Source organism: Bacillus sp. Marseille-P3661, from assembly GCF_900240995.1.
Classification (GTDB): domain Bacteria; phylum Bacillota; class Bacilli; order Bacillales; family Bacillaceae_J; genus OESV01.
This window is the reverse complement of sequence record NZ_LT965954.1, coordinates 479,281-503,946: the sequence shown is the minus strand read 5'-3', so window position 1 is coordinate 503,946 and position 24,666 is coordinate 479,281. Positions and strand designations below refer to the sequence as shown.

The window sequence follows — 24,666 nt, the reverse complement described above, 5'->3', positions numbered from 1 at the left end:
AGGACTACTACACGCTTACTACAGTCTACTACTCATAACTCTTATCCCAACATACACGTATCTAGCTTTTTTTACACCGTCATACTCCACCCGTTTTGACTTATAAGTAAACCTTTCCTTCATTTCCATCCCAAAGTTATTTTTATTTAAGCACTGAAAACCACTTTCTTGGCACCACTTTTTATAAGCCTGGTATAGTCGGTCGGGTACTTCCCATAAATCCTCATTACAAGGATCAACTTCACATATTTCATTAATGAATTGACCGATTATGTCTTGTTCCTCTTTGTATTGATTAACTGATTCTATTATTTGTGGTGGCGGATTTAGACCTTGCTTTTTCCATTCCAGAAAGCCTTCTAATGCCCATATCAATATACCTTCCATTTCTTGCGCTAGCTTTTTGTCTAAGTCCTTATCACGCTTTTCTTTCGGAATATAGTTATTAAACTCAATCAAATGGATCCGTTCCCATATAGCATTCTTCCGTTCGAAAATTTTAGGCTTGTTGTTGGTCAGCATAAATATCTTAAAGGTTGGTTTATACTCAAATGGATTTTCATACTTGCGCTCAGCCTGGATTTCATCTCGCCCCGTTATCTGCTTAATTAACTGGACTGCAAGTTCTTCCCCTCTTTCAACCTCTGATGTGGACAAGAATCTCAATCCTACTAGTTCAGCAAGATTATGTCTGGCTGATTGACCTTTCATAAAAGTAGATGGATCCGTGGTTCCAGCATAATCACCTAGTCAGCTCTGAATTGTGTTTATGAATACGGACTTCCCATTCCGTCCTTTTAAACCAAGAAGGATAAACATGACTTCTTCTTTATTACTTCCCGTTAAGGCATAACCAATCGTCCGTTGAATATAAGCAATCATTTCTTTGTTTCCCATAAAGGTCGTTTCCAAAAATCGTTCCCAAATTGGACACTTAGCACCTGGATTAAATTTAACGTCCATGTATTTCGTCATATAGGCTGCACGATCATGCTCTAATAAAACGGACGGACATATACCATGCTGTTCCAGCAAATCTAAATCTAATATTCCGTTTGCCACATTTAGTTTAAAATCATGGGTATCTAATCTACTTTCATCAATGGTATAGCCATCTAGAACCGAATCCGCTAAATTTAGCATTGCATTTATTCGAGCTGATCCTTGAGAACGTTTAATGTGGCTTAAAACTGGATTCCAATCTTGTTCTTCAACATGTTCTAGTTCTTTTTCAAGTGTTTTTACTATATCGATTGCCAGCCTTTTTAATTGATTCGTTTTATCTACTTCCCAATACTTTCCGTTCCAAAAGAGCCATTTCTTACGTTCAACATGGTATCTAAATTTACTCCCGTGTTCAAACATCAAACGTTCAGCATTACCTAAATCAGTTAAGGGCATAGTAGCTCTAGTTGCATACTTTTTATGTTCCTCAAAATCTTCTATATTATTATTTTCGATTTGAGAGTCCCTCTCTTTAACAAATTCTAATGTTTTATCCACACCTTTTTCCCTCAAAAGGTCTGCTATTGATCGAATAGGTTGATCCATATGCCCACCTCCTTTTCTGCAGCAAAAAAGTAGTCAATATACATTTCAATGTCTAGTTGCTTTTGATATCCAGCTAATAACCCATCAAGTAGATATTCGTGATAGGCTTTTTTGTGATAGTAAAGTACGACAAACGGGTCATCTTCTAAATTTCTTTGATATTGATCTATTTGTGCTTTCATGAATTTCCGTATGTCACATAGCGTATAGAACAGCTTTTGACATTCCTCAAAAAAACTAGACTCTAGATGTTTATCCTCTTGACATTTACTTTCTATGAACCTTTGCTTTGGCGTAAGTTTCCTTTTTCGCGAGAGTCCCAGTCGTTTAGCTAATTGGGTAACTGCCTGGCTATTATCGATACCTTGCATTAAGGCATATAGGTAAATTTGATCGCCACCTACACCACAACCAAAGCATTTAAATATATTCTTCTGTGGATTCACACTAAAGGATGGGGTTCGTTCACTATGGAACGGGCATAACCCCATATAATTTCGACCACTCTTTCTTAACTGCAGATGTGATTCTTCGACAATACTTAAAATATCAAGCTTAGCTTTAATCTGGCTTATTAGCTCAGTAGTGCTAATCTTAACCCACCACCTTAATGTGTGTTATTGAAAGATCTCTTTTTCCATAATCCATCGATATATTGAATCCTTTTGAAATAGAATTCTCTTTCCAACTCTAATGTGAGGTATCTGCTTTATACGTACCAATTCGTAAATGAGATCCTTTTATACACCAATATATTTAGAAACCTCTTTAACGTCCATGGTTACACGCTCCATTACTGAACCTCCTTTTTATTAACCTTTGACTTTGTGGCTAAGATTTCATCAATTTGTTTCTTTATATCCTTGGGGAGTTCTTTTCGTAAAAGTTTACAAAAGTGCCCTTCACTTATACCAAGCAGTTCAGCGATCTCCCATTGATAATATCCGCTACTTCGAATTGCCTTCTTTATCATTTGGTTACTTGGCAAAACAATCATCCCTTTCCATAAGTTATTGTTGCTATTGATATTCTAGTTGTTATTCACTATACTAATAGTAGATGAAAATATTAATCGGTGGTAGTCAAATAATCGATTATTATTTTTGTCGAAAACATAAGAAAGGAAGGTTGACTTTGGAATATAGCCTTTTTAATCAATTTTCTCCTTGGTTTAGAACACAGTATCATTTAGTAAAAGATGAAGATGGGGTAGAGTTTATTTGTACAAAAGGAATTGAAACAGTAGATTTATATATTCCTGAGGATTTCCACCCAGAGGATAAAATTGCTCCATATAGGGAACTACACATGAAGTCTACACCTTACGTTGCTCTAGCTAGGTTGGATTTGGATGATAATGAACAAATTTTAGAGTTTGCAAATACGTGGGGATTATTAGGATTATGGAATGTAACGAAATATAACCAGGGGGATGATGTACTTAAAAGATATAAATTTAGAATTAATGAGATTTTTGAGGATCCAACTAAAACAGGCAGAAACGCTAAGAGGGAACCCCTCCATTTGTTTATTAAGGCGGCTAAGGACTTTCAAGAATATTTGGCACTATTGACTAAATACAGAGAAACTCAAAGTAACTTGTTGCTTGGACAAGAAAAAATAAAATCAATAACTGATGATATAAAAAAAACTGTACAAGAAAAACAACTAAGTCAATTAGCAAATAAACATAAGGTGTCTAGGCGAGTAGTAGAAAATATAGTTTGGTTAAATAGTGTCCAATTACAATTGACTGCTGAGAGAAATGAGATTTTAAAGGGGAATACTTCACCACAGTATTACATTTCAACATATAATATTGAGGACCAGGCAGGGTGGTACTTTAATTCCTTATTAAGCTACTGTTTTTTGAAGACTGGTGAAATCAATTTTAAGAGATGTGAGTGGAGGAAGTGTAATAAGTTATTTATTAGCAAAAACCCCAAAAGTGTACATTGTAGTACTGCATGTAAAAATAGCAAAGGAACAGAGGAGTTAAATATTAAGAGGTGGAAACAGGCACTTTGTTCAACTTATGATTCATACGAACCCGAATATATAGAGAACAAAATTGATATTTTATTGGCAAAAGGAATATCAGGGCAAAAACGTATTGAAAAAGAGTTAGAAAGATTATTAAAGATGGAGGTTGATTCATAATGACTGGTCACGTAACGGAGGTTGGAAAAAACTCTTGGAAACTAACTGTTAATAATGGATTTAAGGCAAATGGACGGCGAAATAGAAAATTTAAAACCGTTAAGTGTAAAAATAGAACAGAGGCTAAAAAAGAATTAGCTAAGTTTATGATTGAGATTGAAACTGGAGAGTACATAGCTCCTAATAAAATGACGTTTTCGATGTTCGTTGAGGAGTGGACACAAAAATATGCTGAAAAGCATTTAGGACCTTCCACTAATGAATTATATCAAAATCTATTAAGAAAACGAATACTTCCAGCGTTTGGTCATTTACAGATGGATAAGATTACTCCCATGCAAATCATTGACTTTCTATATAAATTACAAAGTGATGATGCCAGGGCAGATGGTAAGGTTGGTGGATTATCATCTTCTACTGTTGAAAAACACCATAGAGTTTTTAGAAGTATATTTAAACGTGCTGTTGATTGGAAGGTAATAAAAGAAAGTCCCGTAGAAAATGTAAAAAAACCTAAAGTAGATTCAAAGAAAAGTAAGGTGTATACAGAAGAACAAGTACTAAAATTAATGGAACATTTACGAGGTGAGGATATTAAGTGGAAAATGATTGTAACCCTCGCAATTGCTACTGGAATGCGACGAGGTGAAATTGCTGGATTAGAATGGGATCATGTGGATTTAGATAAAGGTTAAATTTTCAAAGAACCAAAAACAAAAAACTCGATTCGTACTATAACATTATCACCTGGTGTAACTGAACAGCTCAAGCAATACAAGCGGATAAAGAATAGGCATAAACTTTTTGTGGGAGATAAATGGGAAGGTGGAGATAGGTTCATACTTTTTAGCTCAGAATTTGGAAAACCTATGGATCCTAAAAGCATTACAAGGTGGTGGAAAAAAAGAATCAAAAAATATGGATTGCCAGAAATAAGGTTCCATGAATTAAGGCATACTCAGCAACACTTTTAATTAACCAAGGTGTCCATATGAAAACTATAAGCGCAAGATTAGGACATGCTAAAATAGGAACAACAATGGACCTATACGGACACGCTTTAGAAAGTGCTGACGAGATTGCAGCAGCTCATTTTGATAACTTTTTAGGAAATAAAGATATAAAGTAAAAAAATAAATATTTGTGAGTAATGATTTTGTATCTTTAACCACTATATAAAACTTCGCTTTTGCAAAATTGCCACCAATTTGCCACCAAAACATCTGTACTTCTTCAAACAAAATACTCTGTTATATAGAAAAAACCTTGATAACTCAATGGTTACCAAGGCTCTGTAGTAATGGTCTGTACTGGGTTCGAACCAGTGGCCCCTTGCCTGTCAAGCAAGTGCTCTCCCACTGAGCTAACAGACCATAATTATAGAATTATTATATAAAATGTTAACAATTAAGTCAATACAGCTAATTATCTATTAAAATGACAATTCCTTTTAAATTATTTCATATATATTGTAAGATTATAAATATAGTATTTTGCAGTTGTTCATGATGTTGATTTAGGGGGAAAGATTAAATGAATGAGCTAAACGTATTATTTAGAAAGCGGATAGGAATTCCTGTGCATCAGGAACTTTCATTTGAAGATTTACCTAGTATTTTAGTAAAAACAGGAACGACTATTCCGTTTGAAAACCTAGGTGTTATTACTAAAAAAAATAAAGCTATAACTAAAGAAAATTTAGTGAACAAAATTTTGGTCCGTAACGAAGGCGGACTTTGTTATGAATTAAACACATTACTTTATTTCTTCTTACTTGATAATGGTTTTGATATAAAGTTGGCTCGGGGAGTAGTTTATAATCATGTTGATCAAGTTTGGGGAGCAATTGGACGAACACATGTAACTATCTTGCTTAACTATGGCAATAAACAGTATTTAGTTGATTCAGGGTTTGCAGGGAACATTCCATTAAGGCCGGTTCCATTAGATGGGGAGATTGTGAGATCCAGTAATGGAGACTTTCAAGTGCAAAAAACTGCTACTAATTACGGAGATTATATTTTAAAACTTAAACTGAATCATAAAGATGTTGATTGGCGGATTGGATATGCCTTTGATTCAAAGCAGATTGTTGATGATTTATCTCAACTTAATGATATTCAAACAATTATTTGTGAAAATCCTGGTTCCTCTTTTAATAAATCATACTTAATTAATATACTAACAAGCGATGGAAGCTTAACATTGACCGATACCTCCTTTACCCAATGGAAAAATGGGAAAGTAGAAAAAGAAAAAATAGAATCAGAGCAATTTAAACAATTAGCAATGAAACACTTTGGAATTACCAATTTGTAGTAAATATGTTATATAACATAAATTGTAAACCAACTAATACTCACTATCATAGTGGGTATTTTTTTAGTAAAAGCACATAGAAACACAGATAACTACTACAAAGATGTTCGTATTTTTAATAGAATTAATAATCACAAATCTGTAACAAATTTACTTTTTACAGGAAATAGCGTGATCAAAATTATAGAAGTAAAAAAAGAATTGCCATATAATTTTGGTTAAATGGAAAAATTTACGTAGCATCTTTTGAAAGGTGGGAATGTAGGACGAGAAAATTTATCTGATTTCGCCGATCTTTTTAATGAAATAATAAATTTTCTCATAAAGAAATAGTATATTGCTATTTAATAAAAAAATAGAGTTTATACAGGGGGTAGAAAAATGGCGAAAGACTCAAAGAAAAATATTTCTATTATTACAGATCAGCTTTCGAATAATGCGATTCAAAGAAGTTTACGAACAAAACTAATCATTGCAATTGTGATTAGTTTGCTTATCAGCTCACCTATTTCAGCGTATATAAATTCTTATGTTAAACAATTTGTTGATGGTAACTTTGGAGTATACATAAATACAATCATAACATTGCTTGTATCAACATTGATCATATTATTGTTTGTTAAATTTATGATCATAAATCCTTTACAAAAATTAATTTTTGCAACTGAATTAGCTGCTGCTGGTGACTTAACAGTTTCTATAGAGATTAATACAAAGGATGAAATGAATCAATTAGCCCGTTCATTTAATAAGATGATACATAATTTGAGTAGCTTAGTTCAAAAGGCAAATGAAACAGCTTTTCAGGTAGCAACTCAATCGAACGAATTTAAGGCAAGTGCTGAACAGAATAGTAAGGCAATCGAGCAAATTTCAGTTTCGATTGGCGAAGTTGTTGAAGGTTCTGAAATTCAGGTGAATCATGCAACAGAGTTAAAAAATTCAGCTACAGATATCTCTCAGGATATGGAGCAATCAGCCTCATCGATTCAAATGATGGACATAGTATCTAAAAATACAAATGAAAAAGCTGATAGTGGAAGTAAAGTTGTTATGCAAACGATAGAACAAATGAACAAAATCCAGCAATCTGTTAAAGAATTAGAGACTGTCATTGATGATCTAGGCAGTAGATCTCATAAAATCAATGAAATTGTTGGTATTATTACACAAATTGCTGAACAAACCAACTTACTTGCATTAAATGCTGCTATAGAAGCTGCAAGGGCTGGTGATCATGGTAAAGGCTTTGCTGTAGTTGCTGATGAAGTTCGGAAACTAGCAGAACAGTCTGGACAGGCTGCCGGCACTATTAGTGAACTTACTAAAGAAATACAAACTGGTACGGCAACAGCTGTGCATTCTATGAAGAACGGAACGACAATAGTTGAAAAAGGAATTGAGATGGTAAATCAGACAGGCAAAGTTTTTGACGAGATTGTGGCGAATATTCTGGATATGACAATGACAACAAAAGAGGTCTCAGCTACAGTCCACAATGTTAATAGTAAATCCCAAAATATGAGAAACATGATAGAAGATATTGTTTCTATAGCTGAACAAACTTCAGGAAGTACTCAGCATGTAGCTGCTGCGATTGAGCAACAAACAGCCTCTATGGAAGAAATTGCGGCAACTTCAGTTATTTTAAGCAAATTATCAACTGATCTACAAAATAATATAAATGAATTTAAAATAGTGTAAAAAGAAGTTTGAGTTATAGACAAGTTCCTTCATACTCGTGCATAAACATGTACGAGAAGGGAGGAATTTTTTATGTATACAATAGTAATAAGGAAAAAGTGGATTATTTTGTTTGCAATTCTTTTACTTCTTGGGTTCGGCGCAACTATATTTCTTCAAGAAGAAGCAATCCCGGCTTCAGACCAACCAGCTGTGGGGAATGAAATAGTATTAAATATGGTCACGGGAGAGCTGAAGACCAAGTTAGAGAACGGTAAAGAGATCGAATCTTACCGGTGGGATCCCGGAACAATTGTCGTACCAAAAAGTGAGGATGTAAAGCTTAGTATCTTTGGTGTAAATGGTCAGGAGCATCCTTTTTATATTGAAGGTACTGATATCAAAGGAGTCGTGAAAAAAGGTGAAGAAACGGTTGTAAACTTGAGGTTTGATAATGAGGGTACATATCGCTTAATTTGTACAACTCACCAAAATATCGGTCATAATGGCCCGATGATAGCATATATTGTCGTTGATTAAAATATTAAAATAACCATTAGGGGGAAAAGTGATTTGCTTTTCTACTTGTACTAACACGGGATTTGCCATAATGGTAAATTCCGTTTTTTCTTATTTCTACACAAGGAATGATATGATAATTCGCAGTTTATACTAAGCAACAGAATGCGAATTCAGCATTGAATAAACTGGAGGTTATATTATTGGATCGTCAACAATTGGAGCAGTTAGGTCAAGAGTTACGGGATATTGGTCATAGAAGACGTGAGTTAGCAGAGCAAATCTTCCAAGAAGTAAACGAGGGAGATACACAATCCTCTAAAGAACTATACAAAGAATTAAGTCAAATCTCAGATCAAGCGATTGCAATAATGACTCGTCAAAAAAAATTATTTGATGAAGAAGTTCAAAGAACATAGCGTGGGTTAACGCTATGTTTTTTATTTTATTAGAATAAAAAGAATGAAACTTTGTGAAAATATGCTAGAAAAAGTATTTCATGGTGGAGGGGATTTATAAATGATTAAGAAGCTGCAGTTGCCTCTTCAAACTTTAAGTTTAATTGTAGGTTTCATGGTCTGGGTTATCATATCATCCTTATTGTCCTTTATTAAGGAAGACATCCAATTAACAGCGGGGCAGATCTCGTTGGTCACAGCAGTACCGGTTATTTTGGGATCGATACTGCGTGTTGCAGTAGGATTCTGGACCAACCGTTTTGGTTCTCGAAAGCTTTTCCTCATAAGCCTTCTTTTTTTAATGTTGCCTGTATATTATTTAAGTTTAGCAGATTCCTTTGCAGATTTAATCGTTTCTGGATTATTCCTTGGTGTAGGTGGTGCTATATTTTCAATTGGGGTAACGTCCTTACCAAAATACTATCCAAAAGAACGGCATGGATTTGTTAATGGAATATATGGAGTGGGGAATATTGGAACAGCGTTTACATCTTTTGGAGCGCCGATCATCGCAAATCAATATGGTTGGCAAGTGGGAGTTCGTTTTTTGCTACTTCCTTTGTTGCTTTTTTCTATACTAACCTTCCTTTTTGGAGACAAGCATGAGACAAAGGCTAAGACATCATTAAAGGAGCAAATACTCGCTGTTTATCGTGATGAAAAGCTATGGTTTTTAAGTTTGTTTTACTTTATCACTTTTGGGTCTTTTGTAGCTTTTACAGTTTATTTGCCTAACTTTTTAGTTTCGCAGTTTAATTTATCTGAAGTGGATGCTGGATTACGTACAGCTGGATTTATTGCTTTATGTACATTACTAAGACCGATTGGCGGATGGCTTGGTGATAAATTTAATCCGTTTAAAATATTAATGATTGTATTTGCAGGGTTAACTCTATCGGGTGTATTGCTTTCATTCTCTCCAACACTTTTACTATATACAATAGGTACATTAACGGTAGCAATCTGCTCTGGAATTGGAAATGGAACTATTTTTAAATTAGTTCCTCTTTATTTCTCGAAACAGGGTGGAATTGTAAATGGGGTAGTTGCAGCGATGGGAGGATTAGGTGGCTTTTTCCCACCGATAATTCTAACCACAGTAAATAGTTTAACAGGGCATTATGCAATTGGATTTATGGCATTATCGGAATTTGCTTTAGCGAGTTTAATTCTTGTTATATGGATGTACTATACTGACAAGCTAAATCTGGCAGATATTATTATCAATAATACTAGCCAAGCGATGATGATTACTGATACTAGCGGTGAAATTCAAAAAGTTAATCCGGCGTTTACCGCAGTAACTGGTTATGAACCTAATGAAGCGTTGGGTAAAACACCAAGTATTTTAAGGTCGGGTAAACATGAACCCGAGTTTTATAAAAAAATGTGGGAGGACATCAAAGAGCATCATTTTTGGCAAGGAGAAGTTTGGAATAAACGAAAGAATGGGGAGATTTACCTCGAACATTTAACTATTAATGCTGTGAAAAATAATGCGGGACAATTTATGTATTATGTTGCAGGGTTTCATGATATATCAGACTACAAAAAGAGTTAAGCTATGCTTTCAAAAAAGGGGTCATTTTCTTACATTACTGAAAAGTGAATTTATTCAGTATATATGATACGCTGCGTCAACTAGGACGGGCGTTTTTTTCTTTATAAAGCTTATTGTTGAATAGTAATTAGGAGCGGAATGTGCGGTGACTCTTGTAGGAGTGTGGAGAGGACAGTGAAAAGACTAAAAATCATCATTTTTAAAAATACAACAATATCAAGTTTAACCTACCTGATATTGGAAATGAATATTGATTAAGATGGCGAAAATTGTAAAAAAATGAAAGGGTGAGTTATTTATGACAGGACCTAGTTTAAGGAAACAGGATTCACATTCTTCAATTCATGAAGCTGCATTAAATGAAGCTAGGGAATTGAGAGATTTATTTCGTAAATGTCTAGATGAGGGTGAGAAGGAAAAAGCTCTTCAAGTAGCTGAGATTGCTATTGATCATTGGGAGTCACGCACACTTAAACATGCCGAATCAGAGGAAGAAGGCTTATATAAGGAGGTCGTTGAGGACAATCCAAAACTAAAAAAACTTATATATCAGTTGACCCGTGATCATGATTTAATGCGGCGAATTGTTGACACAATGAAGGAAAGTTTAGAATCCCAAGAACCAGATCATCGAATGATCCCTTTGCTCGATAGTCTCATTATCATTGATGAAATTCATAATGATGATGAAATGAATAAACTTTTAGCAAGCAACGGATAATAACTGGAGAAATTAGGAAACTTAGGAAAGAGGATGAAAATGGATAAAAAAGTTCCACTTAAGGAGAAATTACTGCGATTTGCCGCGCCAAACCTATATCAAAAAATGGTTGAGGTTTTTTCAAACTATAATATTCATTCTTACGATATCTATTCGACAGTGGTTAAACAGGAACAAGGGTTTGAAGTGAAATTACGATATTCTCGCTCCTTTTCACAATCTGTTACAGTTTTTGTGACTTTTGAGCAAGCGATGAAACCAGATGAAGAAGTGATCCAATTTTTCAAGGAAACTGCGGAAACATGCAAAAACCAATTAATCTCGGACTATTTCAAAATGGTTAGAGTGTAAAAAGGGGTTGGAAGTAAAATTGTTTTCATTTGAGAATGACGCAATGTTAGTGGATGACCGTGAGGATTTAATAGCTGTATTGCGGATGAGATTTGGTGATATCCCTGCAAGAATGATTACAGAAATCTATGACATTCAAGAATTGGGTACATTACAACGTCTAATTCTAGCTGCAGCCAATGCTACGAGTTGGAAAGTCTTCCTTGAGGAGTTCCAAGAAGGGAAGGAATCGTTCCGAATTATAGGAGAAGATTTTAATCCACTAGGGAAACTCTTAAGAGAAAGGGATGGAAATAGTGGCAAAGAAAAATAATCTACTACATTCATTAAAGCATTTAGTTCGTGGAGAGCGCATCAATGACGGCTGGACAGAGGAAAGCCCCCGACCTCGTGACTGGGAATCGGTCTACCGCCATCGTTGGGCTTTTGATAAGATTGTTCGCTCCACACATGGTGTAAACTGTACTGGTTCTTGTAGCTGGAGAATACATGTGAAAGATGGAATTATCGCGTACGAAACGCAGCAAACAGATTATCCATCTACAGGAGATGATTTCCCAGATTACGAACCAAGAGGTTGCCCGCGTGGTGCGAGTTTCTCATGGTATACATACAGTCCTACTCGTGTGAAATATCCATATGTTCGCGGTGACCTTTATGCATTATGGAAAGAAGAGCTGAAAAGAGCTGATAATTCCGTTCAGGCATGGGAAAATATTGTAACGAATCCAGAAAAACGTGCTCAATACGTATCCGCTCGTGGGAAAGGTGGCTTTATCAGAGGTACGTGGAAGGATGTCTGCGAAATGATTGCAGCATCTACTATTTATACCATTAAAAAATATGGCCCAGATCGTATCGTTGGTTTCAGTCCAATTCCAGCGATGTCAATGGTCAGTTATTCAGGCGGAACAAGGTTTTTATCCTTAATTGGAGGGACCATTCTTAGCTTTTACGATTGGTATGCAGACTTACCACCAGCTTCACCGCAGGTTTGGGGAGATCAAACAGATGTTCCAGAAAGTGGAGATTGGTATAACACGAAATACTTTATCATTTGGGGTACTAACATTCCACAAACAAGAACTCCAGATGCCCATTTTATGGTGGAATCACGCTATAACGGGACAAAAATAGTGGGAGTAAGTCCGGACTATGCCGAGTATGACAAGTTTGCTGATATTTGGTTACCAGCAAAGGCGGGTACAGATGGTGCACTTGCGATGGCGATGACACATGTTATACTAAAAGAATTTTACGTGGATAAAGAGACACCATATTTTACGGATTATGTAAAGCAATATACCGATCTTCCGTATCTAGTTATTTTAAATAAAAAAACTGAAAACTACCGTACAGACCGATTTGTCCGAGCTTCTGATTTTTATGACCAGCATGAGCTTGGTGAATGGAAGACCATTGTATGGGATGAAACTTCTAATAACATTGCAGTGCCTAATGGTAGCCAAGGTCACCGCTGGGATAGCAGTAATAAGTGGAATTTGGATATGCAAGCGGAGGATGGTACAGCCATTAATCCAAAGCTTAGTTTCCTTAATGATTCCGATGATGTTGTGATGGTTGAGTTTCCGTATTTTGCGAAAGAGCAGGGCGGAAAAGTCGAGCGTGGCGTTCCTGTAAAAAAAATGAAAGATAAGTCTGGAAATGAGCTTATTGTCACCACTGTTTTCGACTTGATGCTTGCTCATACGGGAATTAGTAGAGGTTTAAACGGAGACTATCCAACTGACTATAATGATGCAACAAGACCGTATACACCTGCGTGGCAAGAAAGTATCACCGGTGTAAAAAAAGAACATGTCATTCAAGTGGCTCGAGAATTTGCCGAAAATGCAGCTCTTACAAATGGAAAGTCCATGATTGCGATGGGTGGCGGCACCAATCACTGGTACCATAGTGACCAAATTTACCGTTCGATCTTAAACTTAATATTATTAACAGGATCTCAAGGTGTAAATGGCGGTGGCTGGGCTCATTATGTAGGTCAAGAAAAGGTGCGTCCATTAGAGGGTTTCCAACAAATCGCATTCGCAAATGACTGGGTAAAGTCACCACGTTTAATGAATGGAACTTCATTTTTCTATTTTGCCACCGAGCAATTCAGATACGAATATGACGCAGATGAAGTTCAAAATGACTGGGGAAGTCAGTATACCAAAATACACCCAGCTGACTTTAATGCTTTATCCGCACGCCTAGGCTGGTTACCAAGTTTTCCATCACTTTCCCAAAACACACTAGATGTAATGAGAGAAGCACGTGAAAAATACAAAGATGATGACGAGGCTATTACAAAGGATATTGCCAAACAACTTGTCGATGGCAGGCTTGATTTTGCGATTGAAAATCCGAATGATCCACGTAACTTTCCTCGTGTTTTCTTTAACTGGCGCTCTAATTTACTTGGCGATAGCGGAAAGGGCCATGAGTATTTTGTAAAGCATTTAATTGGCTCCAAGGATACCGTTTTATCCGATCCTGAAAAGTCTTGGCAGCCGAAAGATGTAAAAATAACCGAGAAACCACCGGAAGCGAAAACGGATTTATTTATAAGTATGGATTTCCGAATGACCAGTTCGGGACTTTTCTCCGATATTATCTTGCCAGCTGCTACTTGGTATGAAAAACAGGATATTAGTACAACAGATTTACATCCATTTGTGCATCCGTTTAACGCTGCGATTAATCCTCCATGGGATACAAGGAGTGACTGGGATGCGTTCCGCGAGATTGCTAAAACTTTTTCAGAGTTAGCGAGAAAGTATTTGCCAGCGCAAGAGGACGTAGTCATCTCACCGCTTGCTCATGATACGATTAATGAAATTGCCCAACCTTTTGGAAAAGTAAAGGATTGGCGCAAAGGTGAAGTAGAAGGTATTCCTGGTAAAACGATGCCAAATTTAAACTTTGTGAAACGAGATTATCCAAATGTCTATGATATGTGGATTACAGTGGGTCCTAATATTAAAAATGGTTATGGTACAAAAGGCGTAAAAATACCTGGGGATACAGTATACCAATCATTAATGGATCGTCTTGGACCGTCCAAGCATGAAGGAATCGGCAAGGGCTATCCTTCTTTATATAAGGACGTGCAGGCAATTAACGCCATTCTTCTAATGTCAGGCGCAACTAACGGAAAGCGGGCAGTTGAAGGCTGGAAGTCTATGGAACAAAAGACAGGCAAAAAGTTAGGCCATATTTCAGAAGGACGTGAGGATGAAGACTTTACACTAGATGCCTTAACGATTCAGCCGCGTCAAACGATTTCGACTCCTGTGTGGAGTGGTTTAGAAAATGATAATCGTCGCTATTCGCCGTTTACTGTGAATAAGGAATATCATATTCCATGGCATACTCTAACCGGCCGACAAAGCTTTTATCTAGACCATGAGGTGATGCTTGATTATGGAGAAGGACTTCCGTTATACCTTCCACCGATTAACAAAGGACCTTTTGTTAAAGGTGAAAAAGAAGTTGAAAATAACGGGAAATCGATCACACTTCGCTATATGACCCCACACCAAAAATGGGGTATTCATACAATGTTTACGGATACAAGGCATATGGTTCAATTATTCCGTGGCTGGCAGGTTGTCTGGATGAATGAAGAGGATGCTGCTGAAATTGGAATAAAGGATAATGATTGGATCGAGCTTTATAACAGAAATGGTGCGGTTGTCGCAAGAGCCGTTCTTACGTACCGGATGCCACGAGGCGCGGTTTACATGCATCATGCCCAAGATAGGACAATGGGTGTACCTGGGAATACCATTAACAAAAATCGTGGTGGTACACATAACAGTGTAACTAGAATATTTCCGAAAGCAACACATATGATTGGCGGTTATTCGCAGTTAAGCTATGGTTTTAATTACTATGGTCCGACTGGTAGCCAGAGAGATACAATGGCGATTGTTCGCCCATTAAAGGAGGTCGACTGGCTTGAGAATTAAAGCACAAGTCGCGATGGTCATGCATTTAGACAAATGTATTGGCTGTCATACTTGTTCTGTAACGTGTAAAAACGTCTGGACAAATCGACCAGGCATGGAGTATGTCTGGTATAACAATGTGGAAACTCGCCCTGGTCCTGGATATCCAAAGGAATGGGAAAATACCGACCGCTACAAAGGCGGTTGGGTGTTGCGAAATGGGAAACTCCATCTAAGGGCGGGCGGTCCAATCTCAAAGCTTGCTAATATTTTTTACAATCCAAATATGGCGGAGTTAGACGACTTCTATGAGCCATGGACGTATGATTTTGAGCATTTGCATGAAGCGAAGAAAGGAGAAAACATTCCTGTAGCCCGGCCTAAATCGATGATTACTGGTAAATATATGGATAAGCCAGAATGGGGCTCCAATTGGGATGACGACCTAGCGGGTGGTAGTGAAGTGGTTCCGATGGATCCAAATGTTCAAAAGCTTCAAGAACATATCGCGATGGAATATGAAAAAACATTCATGATGTATTTGCCGCGAATTTGTGAGCATTGTTTAAATCCGTCTTGTGTGGCTTCCTGTCCATCTGGTGCGTTATACAAACGAGATGAAGATGGCATTGTGTTAGTGGATCAAGATGCTTGTCGCGGTTGGCGGTTCTGTACGAATGGCTGTCCTTATCATAAGGTGTATTATAACTGGAATACACACAAAGCGGAAAAATGTAACTTCTGTTATCCGCGAACAGAAGCGGGACTTCCGACAGTATGCTCCGAAACTTGTGTGGGACGTATTCGCTATATCGGAGTGGTGTTATACGATGCTGATAAAGTGAAAGAAGCGGCATCGGTTAAAGATCCAAAGGATTTATATGAATCACAGCTTTCTGTATTTTTGGATCCATTTGATCCTGAGGTGATTGAAAAGGCACAGGAGCAAGGAATCAATCATAGCTGGATTAAAAGTGCACAGGAATCACCGATTTATAAAATGGCAATAAAGTGGAAGATTGCTCTGCCATTACATCCTGAATATCGAACATTGCCAATGGTATGGTATGTTCCACCACTTAGTCCAATTATGAATCATATTACAAACGAACAAAGCTTAAATGCAGATGGTTATATTCCTGCGGTTGACGATATGAGAATTCCGATGGAATACCTAGCTTCCATTTTATCAGCAGACGATACAAGTGTAATCCGCAGAGTCCTTTTAAAAATGGCAGCGATGCGCGTTCATATGCGTGCAAAAACTGTCGGTGGAATTGATGAGGTTCAGAAGAGCAAGCTCTTAGAGGAAGCTGGAACAACCGTTGAGGAGCTAGAGGAAATGAATCGTTTGCTTGGAGTTGCAAAATATACAGAGCGATTTGTAATCCCAACAGGGCGCCGGGAAATGGATGAAGATCTTCATTATAAGCAAGGCGCATGCAGTATCGAGGACTTAGCACCACCTGAAGGAATGGTGACATATCCATTTGAAAGAAGTGGGAATCAATGAATAATGAATCCAAAGCAATTTTAGTCATGATGGCAAGGGTTCTTGATTATCCAAATCAAGAGCTCCTTGAAGGGTTTCAGGATATTGAGGAATTTGTCAATGAACAAGTTCCTTCTGTAAAAATGCGAGTGGAGATTTTGGAAAGAATGCAGCCTCTTTTTGAAATGCCATTATTTGAGTTGCAAAAGCTCTACGTAGAAACCTTTGATTATAAGGATCAAACAGGCCTTTATTTAACTGCGCATGAGCTAGGTGATAGCCGAAAGCGTGGTGCAGCACTCATTAAATTACAGAAATTAATTTGTGAAGGTGGATTTGAATATGAGGGGCAAGAAATTGTCGATTATATTCCAATGCTCCTCGAGCTATTAGCATTTGCACCAGGCGGAGAAAATTTTGTTCGGCTAGCTCATCGGTTAGCTTTTGCGATTCAGAGAATTTTAAATCACCTGCCAGAATACAATCCATATCGCAAGGCAGTAGATCTACTGATGATGTTTGTATTTGAAGCTCCAGAGGCAGAACAAATTCTAATGTTAGAAAACAACCGTGAAAAAGCTGACCTTGAAGAGCTACCGTATCCAATGATGTACCAATAAAGCGGTTGCGCTCGTACCATTGGTGAACATGCAATAAGGAACTGCCCTACATATCAACCAATTTATTGTTTTGTTTCGGCTCTGCGAGGGTGGTTATGAACCTGCAGGGACCTATTTTTCAATTTTGAGCCTTTACTTTGGGCCGGAAGGAGGCGTTTGGATGGAGATGTTGTTCTGGTGGACTGCTTTTCCTTATATATGCATTACAATCTTGGTAGTTGCAACCTTTTACCGCTTTATTTTCCGCGGTAAAACTTGGACTGCCCCATCAACAGAAATTTTTGAAAAGAAGTGGCTAAGGCTAGCTTCCGTTGTCTTTCATTATGGGATCATCTTTGCGTTCATTGGACATGTAATGGGGGTATTAATACCACTTGAATTTTATAATGCGATCGGTGTCGATGATCACACTTACCACATTGGAGCAATCTATGGTGGTGGCTTAGCTGGACTTATGGTTGTACTCGGGTTAATTGTCTTCTTAATGCGTAAGCTTAAGTTTGAGAAGATTCGTGCACATTCCTCATTTGGGGACTATTTTACGATCATCTTGCTGCTAGTAGTAGCTGGCTTAGGAACGTACATGACCATTATTTATAATACTACAGTAGCCGCTTATGAATATCGGCTATCGATTGGACCTTGGTTTCGAAGCTTGTTTACATTGAATCCACAGCCGGAACTCATGCTGGGTGTTCCAGCTTTATTTAAAGTGCATGTTGTTTTATCGTTCCTTTTATTTGCTTCAATTCCGTTTACTAAGCTTGTTCATATGTTTAGTTTGCCAATCCGTTATCCAGCACGCGCGCCGCAGCAATATCGTGCTCGTGATGGATATAAGAGTGGTCATAAAAGAGTATAGACCCTAGGAAGGGACTTGCGCTATTTACCTGTTATAATTACCTTATTGGAAAGTAATATCTTTGTTTAGGAAAAAACTCCTATATAGGAGTCCTGTTGTTATAAAGGGAACAAGACTTTTGCTTAGGAGTTTTTTTGAGATTTTAAATTTATAGATTGGAATCTAGTTTCAATGGTGAAAACTTAATTTTCTACCTTGTGAAATAACATCGTGTATAATAAAAAAAGGAATAACTTGGTGCTTTAATATAGATGTTCAAGGGGAGATTGCAATTGAAAAAATATAGCATTTCAGTAATCCCAGGAGATGGCGTTGGCAAAGAAGTCATGCCAGAAGCGTTGCGTGTGTTAGATACACTTGCTGACATACACGGGGGAATTCAGTTTAGTTTTAAATCGTATCCATGGAGCTGTGAGTATTATTTGGAACATAATGAGATGATGCCAGGTAATGGAATAGAACGGTTAGCAGAGAGTGATGCGGTGTTTTTAGGGGCTGTTGGTAATCCTAAATTAGTGCCTGACCATATTTCACTTTGGGGTCTACTTATTAAAATTAGACGGGAATTTGAACAGGTCATTAATGTTCGCCCAGCAAAACTGTTGAAGGGCATTCAGTCTCCACTATTGAATCCACGGGATTTTGATATAGTTGTTGTTCGTGAAAATAGTGAGGGTGAGTATAGTGAAGTCGGTGGCCGGGTCCATCGCGGTGAAGATGAAATCGCTATTCAAAATGCTGTTTTTACAAGAAAAGGAACAGAACGTGCTATCGATTATGCCTTCAAACTAGCAAAAACAAGACGGAATCATGTAACAAGTGCAACAAAATCTAATGGCATTATCCATTCGATGCCATTTTGGGATAGTGTTTTTAAAGATATTGCTAGAAGGTATCCTGATGTATCAACAACTAGCACACATATCGACGCGTTAGCAGCCTTTTTCGTGACAAAACCCCAATCATTTGATGTGATTGTGGCTAGTAATTTGTTTGGTGATATTTTAACAGATATTGGAGCAGCCATAATGGGTAGCATTGGTATTGCACCCGCTGCCAATATAAATATAAATGGAAAATATCCATCAATGTTTGAGCCTGTTCATGGTTCGGCACCTGATATATATGGAAAAGGAATAGCAAATCCAATTGGACAAATTTGGACTGGGAAAATGATGCTTGATCATTTTGGGGAATATGAATTAGGGGAACATTTACTAAAGGCCGTCGAAACTGTTCTTGAGGAAGGTATTAAGACACCGGATATTGGCGGAACAGCAACTACAAGTGAAGTAACGGATACAATTATTAGCAAACTGAAAAACGATATAATATTGTAAAAAACAAACTAAACGAGCAAAAAGTATGATTTTTTTGCTTGGTTTAGTTTTTTTCGTAATCGTGGACTATAGAACGTATAAGACCGGGAACCCATCTCTGAGCACCCGATCTCCGCAATTCATATTTTATAAAACTTCTAGTAGGTTTACAGCTTTCGATCTATTAATCTTAAGCATGAACTTCTTCAACTTGTAAATCGACAGCTGGACCAAAGAATTCATAGTGAATTTGGGTATCTTCAACACCTAACTTTTTCAAGTTAGTAAGAACCGCTTTAAGGAATGGAACAGGACCGCATACATAATAGTCTGCTTCAGGGATTAATTTGTTTTTCAACCACTCTGTATCGATAAAGCCTTCCTTACTGAAGTAAGGGTTGTTCTTATCGTCCTCAGAAGGACTATCATAAACGTAAGAAAGACGATAGTCTAATAGTTTACCTGTTAAAGTTTCTAATTCATTTTTAAATGCTTGTAGTTTACCACTGCGGGCCGCATTGATAAATTCAATTTGACGCTTAGGTTGTTGTTCAGCAATGTAATTAACCATACTCATAAATGGTGTAATACCAACACCTCCGCTAATTAGCACAACAGGTGTTTCTTTTGTATTTAATGTAAATTCCCCGGCTGGAGCAGTTACTTCTAGGCTATCTCCCTTATTAATATGGTCATGCAGGTAATTGGATACCTTACCATCAGGCTTATTACCCTCTGCCTCTCTCTTTACAGAAATTCGGAAATATTTTTTACCCGGTGCAGCAGAAAGACTATATTGACGGTTTAATAGATATTCTTCACCTGGAATACAAACTCTTATTGTAATGTATTGGCCTGGCTCATACGTCGGAACAATTGATTGATCTGACGGTGCTAAATAAAAGGAAGTGATAACATCGCTTTCTTGAACTTTATCGATTACTTTAAATTCTTTAAATTCAGCCCAACCACCAGCTTTTGCTGCTGCTTCATCGTACATTTGTTTTTCGATATCGATAAATACTTGTGAAATTACACCATAAGCTTCTGCCCATGCATTAATGATTTCGTCAGTTGCAGCATCACCAAGCACCTCTTTAATTGCTCTAAGTAGGTGTTTTCCGACAATTGGGTAATGCTCGGGCTTTATTACTAAACTACGGTGCTTATGTGCGATTTGCTTTACAACAGGAATAATTGTTTCTAGATTATCGATGTATGTAGCAGCTGCTAGAACAGCATTAGCTAAAGCAGTTTGTTGACGACCTTGTGACTGGTTTGTGTGGTTAAAAATATTTAGTAGCTCTGGATGTTCGCTAAACATATTTTTGTAAAACACAGTTGTAATTTCTGTTCCTTTTACTTGTAAAACTGGAACAGTAGATTTAATAATTTCAATAGTTTCTTTTGATAACATACTTTTAATACCCCTTTTCCCAAAAGTAATATATTATATACATCTTTATAATAGTGATAATACAAGATAAAAACAATATATAAAATACAACTTTCACAAAATATTCACATTTGGCAGATTAGTGTCTCAAATTTTAGGTAAAGGTAAGATTGTGATATTATAGTATTACTATAGAATGTGAGGGGAAAGTATGAGATTAACAACATATTCCGACTATGCATTACGTGTACTAATTTATTTGGCTACTCAAAAGGATGAAAGTCTTGCTAATATTAAAGAAATTGCTGATGTTTATAATATTTCAAAGAATCATCTAATGAAAATCATCTATCATTTAGGTAAAATGGGATATATTGAAACAGTTCGTGGCAGGAACGGAGGAATCCGGTTGGCTAAAGCACCGGCAGATATAAATATTGGAGAGATTATTAGAAAAACTGAAGAAAACTTTTACATTGTTGAGTGCTTTGAACATCATAATAATAAATGTGTGATTTCAGATGCATGCTCTTTAAAAAGTATTTTTAATGAAGCGCTTGAAAGTTTTTTGGGAGTTCTAGATCGCTACCATTTGGAGGATATTGTAAATAATCAGGTGATGATTAAACAGTTTTTTGTCTCAAATAAAAGTATTGAAAAAAGCTAGTATAAATTATTACTAGCTTTTTTACATTACTCCATATATATGGGTTGTAGTAGGGTTGAAATTAACTATGTTTAAATGTTTTGGGCGTATCTATCATCTGGAATCTTATTTAACATGACATATAAACTAACCTTTGATGAGCTATCATTATTAAATGCAAAGTCTTCATCTCCGTTACATACAATTACTTCATCTTTTTTAGCAGGGATATTTTCACCATTTATAATAAATGTTCCTTCACCTAATAGAACTAGTAAGTAAACATTTGTTCCAGGATGTTTATGAGAAGGTAAGGATTGCCCAGGCTCAAAATTAAGAACAAAGACAGTGCTTTCCTCTTCTTTGAAAATGATCCGTTTCGTGAATTTCTCACTACTAAAATCAAGATAATCATTTATATTTTGTTTTTTCATTTGAGGTTCCTCCTACTATATAATTTCGCTTTATGAATCATTTGTTACAATACATACAATATCAGTATCTCCATATTAAAAATGAACTTTCATTTTTATTATATTTGCGATAAGTAAATTGGCTCTTTGTATTACATCTTATGATTTTCGTGGATCATATAATCAATGATAAACGATTACATAAATTTAATTTTATATTCACAATCCTGATCACCATTTACATTACATTTAACTTCCCGAACATGTATTTTCCCGTCATATATAGTCGACAGTGCACCTTCTAGTATTGCTCCTTCCAAATCACAAACTAAATTCCCTTCATGTACAGGAAGTCCTTCGCAAAAACAATCTTCTATTGCTAAATGAAGTTCATTTTCCCTTTTATCAATAATTTTTGGAATTCCTATTTTTAAGCCTTCAAATAATTCAAGAATTTCTTCGATTGAAGATACATTCATGCTTTCACCTATTTTTCGACCAACAGTCAAGGTAGTGTTTTTTCCTTTCAAGGGTAAACCTTGGTACATACCAATTAAACGGACTGATCTAAAAAGCTCAAGAGGAACAAATTCTCCTAAAGAATTTCGTTTGATTTTTTTCATATCGTCAAATGTAAATAAATTCATTTATGATCACTCCTTTTCAATAAATAGTGTATCAAAGGATATTTAGGAAAACCTTGATTTAAATCAATTACTAGTTTTGCAAAAAATAGTATCCTTGCTTTAGTAGCACGGTGGGGTGAGGTGAAGACACTATGGAAGACATCTTTCATATTTACAAAGAGGCATTGCTACAATTCCATCAGGGACTTGTTATTATTGATGAGAGTGAAAGAGTTCAATTTGTAAATACTGCATTTTTAAACATGGGTGGCTATATCGAAGGGGAGCTTATAAATAAAAAGATAACATCTTTTATTGAACAAACAGATCAATCATTAAATTGGCATGGGGAAATACCGCTCAAAACGAAGAATGGCGTATGTACAAAATGGATAAAAACATTAGTATTGAAACAGGGGGGGGGAGATAGATCCTTTTCTATGCTATTGTTCTCGGATATTGAAGAAAAGGAGTTGGATGCGTTAACGAAACTGCCTAATCGCTTTTCATTGCATCAACAATTAGATCAGGTTCTTGATAAGTCTCGAGAAAGAGATTTAGTTTTTGCGGTTCTATTTTTGGATCTTGACCGCTTTAAGTTTGTAAACGATACGCTAGGTCACAGTTATGGTGATTTATTGTTGCAACAGGCAGCTGCTAGAATTCAAGATTGTCTTGGTAATCGCCATTTACTTGCTAGGATGGGTGGGGATGAATTTATTTGCATACTTGAAGACTTGAATAATGAGGACGCGGCAGAAAGTATTGCAAAAAATATCATAGCAGCATTCTCGAAACCTTTTAATTTACACCATATTGAAATTCATATCACAACTAGTATCGGCATTAGCTTGTACCCATATGATGGCGATTGTGCCGATGCACTTATTACGAATGCAGATTCTGCAATGTATCGGGCTAAAAAAAGCGGTAGGAATCAATATGAGATGGCCAAAGTTGAAGTAAATGCTGGGGCATATGAACGGCTGCTGATTGAAAACCACTTGCGTAATGCTTTAGATAATGAAGAATTATATCTTGATTTTCAGCCGCAGCTTGATTTGAAAAAAGATAAAATCATTGGATTTGAGGCTCTATTAAGATGGAACCATCCTGATTTAGGTGTGATTCCACCTTCAGAATTTATTCCAATTGCTGAAGAAACGGGTCTTATTCTTTCAATTGGTGATTGGGTGCTAAAAAATGCTTGTTTGCAAATGAAACAATGTGAAAAAGCAGGATTTACATCACTGAGGATTTCGGTAAATTTATCTGCACAACAATTTATGCAAAAGAATTTAGTTCAAAAAATTCGAGCAGTTCTTTTGGAAACTGAAATGAATCCCCACTTGTTAGAACTTGAGATTACAGAAGGTATGATCATTCACGATACAGATTCAGCAATTCTAGTCCTTCAACAGCTCAGAGATTTAGGTGTGCAAATTTCTATAGATGATTTTGGAACTGGCTATTCTTCTTTGAATTACTTAAAAAACCTTCCTGTTAATACATTGAAAATTGATCGATCATTTATATTTGATATTGATATCAATCCTAGTAGTAAGGCGCTGACTACTGCAATCGCAACGTTAGCACATGATCTCAAATTGAATGTGATTGCGGAGGGAGTCGAGACGTACAAACAATTATCTTTTGTAAAGAAGTCCGCATGTGATGCGATTCAAGGCTATTATTTTAGTAAACCATTACACTCTGATGTTGTTATTGAATTCTTAAATAAAAGTAAAATGGTGGTGCAAAAAAATGCTTAATGTACAAAAAGAAGGTAATAAAGCAATTATTGATGTTCGGGCAAACATATTAGCGGGTGAACATCCTCGTAACGAAATAATAGAATATGTAAAAGAGGCTCAAGCTGGAACGGTTTTCGAAATCCATTTACCAAAAAGAGCCGAACCATTAGTGAATGCATTAACATCTTTAGGAATGAATGCAATCATTAGTGAACTTGAACCAGGTCATTTTAGAATTATGGCAGTAAAAATAAGTTGA

The 24,666-nt window shown here is 36.4% G+C and carries 23 protein-coding genes, 1 tRNA gene and 3 pseudogenes; 19 read left to right on the top strand and 8 right to left on the bottom strand.

Annotation, left to right across the window (positions count from 1 at the left end; translation table 11 throughout):
* Positions 1-18: 18 nt before the first annotated feature.
* The 4 genes and pseudogenes from C1724_RS13455 to C1724_RS13435 all read right to left on the bottom strand — a co-directional run.
* Positions 19-738 (bottom strand): annotated as a pseudogene (locus tag C1724_RS13455) (DNA primase family protein); the annotation flags it as partial.
* 12 nt (positions 739-750) lie between these two features.
* Positions 751-1,551 (bottom strand): hypothetical protein, encoded by an 801-nt coding sequence (locus C1724_RS13450; protein WP_102347276.1) that lies wholly within the window; start codon positions 1,549-1,551, stop codon positions 751-753.
* Positions 1,527-2,075, bottom strand: a pseudogene (locus C1724_RS13445) (CHC2 zinc finger domain-containing protein); the annotation flags it as partial. The gene C1724_RS13450 and the pseudogene C1724_RS13445, both read right to left, overlap by 25 nt.
* 269 nt (positions 2,076-2,344) lie before the next feature.
* Positions 2,345-2,539: a hypothetical protein gene (locus tag C1724_RS13435; RefSeq protein WP_102347274.1), complete on the bottom strand. Its 195-nt coding sequence runs from the start codon at positions 2,537-2,539 to the stop codon at positions 2,345-2,347.
* Between the two features lie 146 nt (positions 2,540-2,685).
* On the opposite strand from C1724_RS13435, the gene C1724_RS13430 reads away from it, so the two are divergent.
* The 3 genes and pseudogenes from C1724_RS13430 (at position 2,686) to C1724_RS26090 (ending at position 4,840) form a co-directional block, all read left to right on the top strand.
* Positions 2,686-3,711: a hypothetical protein gene (locus tag C1724_RS13430; protein WP_102347273.1), complete on the top strand. Its 1,026-nt coding sequence runs from the start codon at positions 2,686-2,688 to the stop codon at positions 3,709-3,711.
* Positions 3,711-4,685, top strand: a pseudogene (locus tag C1724_RS13425) (site-specific integrase). The gene C1724_RS13430 and the pseudogene C1724_RS13425 overlap by 1 nt, the downstream one beginning before the upstream one ends.
* Before the next feature lie 17 nt (positions 4,686-4,702).
* Positions 4,703-4,840, top strand: a complete 138-nt coding sequence (locus tag C1724_RS26090; RefSeq protein WP_258000391.1) for a hypothetical protein — start codon at positions 4,703-4,705, stop codon at positions 4,838-4,840.
* Positions 4,841-5,012: 172 nt separating this feature from the next.
* Here C1724_RS26090 and C1724_RS13420 read toward each other — a convergent pair.
* A tRNA-Val gene (locus tag C1724_RS13420) sits at positions 5,013-5,084 on the bottom strand.
* A gap of 160 nt (positions 5,085-5,244) precedes the next feature.
* On the opposite strand from C1724_RS13420, the gene C1724_RS13415 reads away from it, so the two are divergent.
* The 13 genes from C1724_RS13415 (at position 5,245) to C1724_RS13355 (ending at position 19,593) form a co-directional block, all read left to right on the top strand.
* Complete coding sequence (locus C1724_RS13415; RefSeq protein WP_102347272.1) at positions 5,245-6,030, top strand: arylamine N-acetyltransferase family protein; 786 nt, start codon at positions 5,245-5,247, stop codon at positions 6,028-6,030.
* A gap of 381 nt (positions 6,031-6,411) precedes the next feature.
* Positions 6,412-7,734 carry a methyl-accepting chemotaxis protein gene (locus C1724_RS13410; RefSeq protein WP_102347271.1) on the top strand — a complete coding sequence of 441 codons (1,323 nt, stop codon included), beginning with the start codon at positions 6,412-6,414 and terminating at the stop codon, positions 7,732-7,734.
* Positions 7,735-7,806: 72 nt separating this feature from the next.
* Positions 7,807-8,253 (top strand): cupredoxin domain-containing protein, encoded by a 447-nt coding sequence (locus C1724_RS13405; RefSeq protein ID WP_102347270.1) that lies wholly within the window; start codon positions 7,807-7,809, stop codon positions 8,251-8,253.
* A 182-nt stretch (positions 8,254-8,435) separates the two neighbouring features.
* Positions 8,436-8,651: a hypothetical protein gene (locus tag C1724_RS13400; protein WP_102347269.1), complete on the top strand. Its 216-nt coding sequence runs from the start codon at positions 8,436-8,438 to the stop codon at positions 8,649-8,651.
* Between the two features lie 100 nt (positions 8,652-8,751).
* On the top strand, positions 8,752-10,251 hold the full coding sequence (locus C1724_RS13395; protein ID WP_102347268.1) for a nitrate/nitrite transporter: 1,500 nt from the start codon (positions 8,752-8,754) through the stop codon (positions 10,249-10,251).
* Positions 10,252-10,549: 298 nt separating this feature from the next.
* Complete coding sequence (locus C1724_RS13390) at positions 10,550-10,972, top strand: hemerythrin domain-containing protein (RefSeq protein ID WP_102347267.1); 423 nt, start codon at positions 10,550-10,552, stop codon at positions 10,970-10,972.
* Positions 10,973-11,011: 39 nt separating this feature from the next.
* On the top strand, positions 11,012-11,323 hold the full coding sequence (locus tag C1724_RS13385; RefSeq protein ID WP_258000390.1) for a hypothetical protein: 312 nt from the start codon (positions 11,012-11,014) through the stop codon (positions 11,321-11,323).
* A gap of 7 nt (positions 11,324-11,330) precedes the next feature.
* Positions 11,331-11,636: a hypothetical protein gene (locus C1724_RS13380; protein ID WP_258000389.1), complete on the top strand. Its 306-nt coding sequence runs from the start codon at positions 11,331-11,333 to the stop codon at positions 11,634-11,636.
* On the top strand, positions 11,611-15,300 hold the full coding sequence (locus C1724_RS13375; RefSeq protein ID WP_180994270.1) for a nitrate reductase subunit alpha: 3,690 nt from the start codon (positions 11,611-11,613) through the stop codon (positions 15,298-15,300). Before C1724_RS13380 ends, C1724_RS13375 begins: the two co-directional genes overlap by 26 nt.
* Complete coding sequence (narH, locus tag C1724_RS13370; RefSeq protein WP_102347264.1) at positions 15,290-16,792, top strand: nitrate reductase subunit beta; 1,503 nt, start codon at positions 15,290-15,292, stop codon at positions 16,790-16,792. The genes C1724_RS13375 and narH overlap by 11 nt, the downstream gene beginning before the upstream one ends.
* A complete protein-coding gene (narJ, locus tag C1724_RS13365; protein WP_102347263.1) occupies positions 16,789-17,391 on the top strand; it encodes a nitrate reductase molybdenum cofactor assembly chaperone in 603 nt (200 codons plus the stop codon). Before narH ends, narJ begins: the two co-directional genes overlap by 4 nt.
* Before the next feature lie 160 nt (positions 17,392-17,551).
* On the top strand, positions 17,552-18,253 hold the full coding sequence (gene narI, locus C1724_RS13360; RefSeq protein WP_102347262.1) for a respiratory nitrate reductase subunit gamma: 702 nt from the start codon (positions 17,552-17,554) through the stop codon (positions 18,251-18,253).
* Positions 18,254-18,525: 272 nt separating this feature from the next.
* Positions 18,526-19,593 (top strand): tartrate dehydrogenase, encoded by a 1,068-nt coding sequence (locus C1724_RS13355; RefSeq protein WP_102347261.1) that lies wholly within the window; start codon positions 18,526-18,528, stop codon positions 19,591-19,593.
* A 169-nt stretch (positions 19,594-19,762) separates the two neighbouring features.
* On the opposite strand, the gene hmpA is transcribed toward C1724_RS13355, so the two are convergent.
* Entirely contained in the window at positions 19,763-20,989 is a 1,227-nt protein-coding gene (gene hmpA / locus C1724_RS13350; RefSeq protein ID WP_102347260.1) for an NO-inducible flavohemoprotein, read from the bottom strand.
* A 190-nt stretch (positions 20,990-21,179) separates the two neighbouring features.
* Between hmpA and C1724_RS13345 the strand changes: the two genes are divergently transcribed.
* Complete coding sequence (locus tag C1724_RS13345) at positions 21,180-21,635, top strand: RrF2 family transcriptional regulator (protein WP_102347259.1); 456 nt, start codon at positions 21,180-21,182, stop codon at positions 21,633-21,635.
* Between the two features lie 71 nt (positions 21,636-21,706).
* On the opposite strand, the gene C1724_RS13340 is transcribed toward C1724_RS13345, so the two are convergent.
* Positions 21,707-22,048 carry a cupin domain-containing protein gene (locus C1724_RS13340; RefSeq protein ID WP_102347258.1) on the bottom strand — a complete coding sequence of 114 codons (342 nt, stop codon included), beginning with the start codon at positions 22,046-22,048 and terminating at the stop codon, positions 21,707-21,709.
* A gap of 176 nt (positions 22,049-22,224) precedes the next feature.
* On the bottom strand, positions 22,225-22,674 hold the full coding sequence (locus tag C1724_RS13335; RefSeq protein WP_102347257.1) for a V4R domain-containing protein: 450 nt from the start codon (positions 22,672-22,674) through the stop codon (positions 22,225-22,227).
* A gap of 131 nt (positions 22,675-22,805) precedes the next feature.
* On the opposite strand from C1724_RS13335, the gene C1724_RS13330 reads away from it, so the two are divergent.
* Positions 22,806-24,425, top strand: a complete 1,620-nt coding sequence (locus C1724_RS13330) for an EAL domain-containing protein (protein WP_102347256.1) — start codon at positions 22,806-22,808, stop codon at positions 24,423-24,425.
* Positions 24,418-24,666, top strand: coding sequence for an amino acid decarboxylase (locus tag C1724_RS13325; RefSeq protein WP_102347255.1), 249 nt, complete (start codon positions 24,418-24,420; stop codon positions 24,664-24,666). The genes C1724_RS13330 and C1724_RS13325 overlap by 8 nt, the downstream gene beginning before the upstream one ends.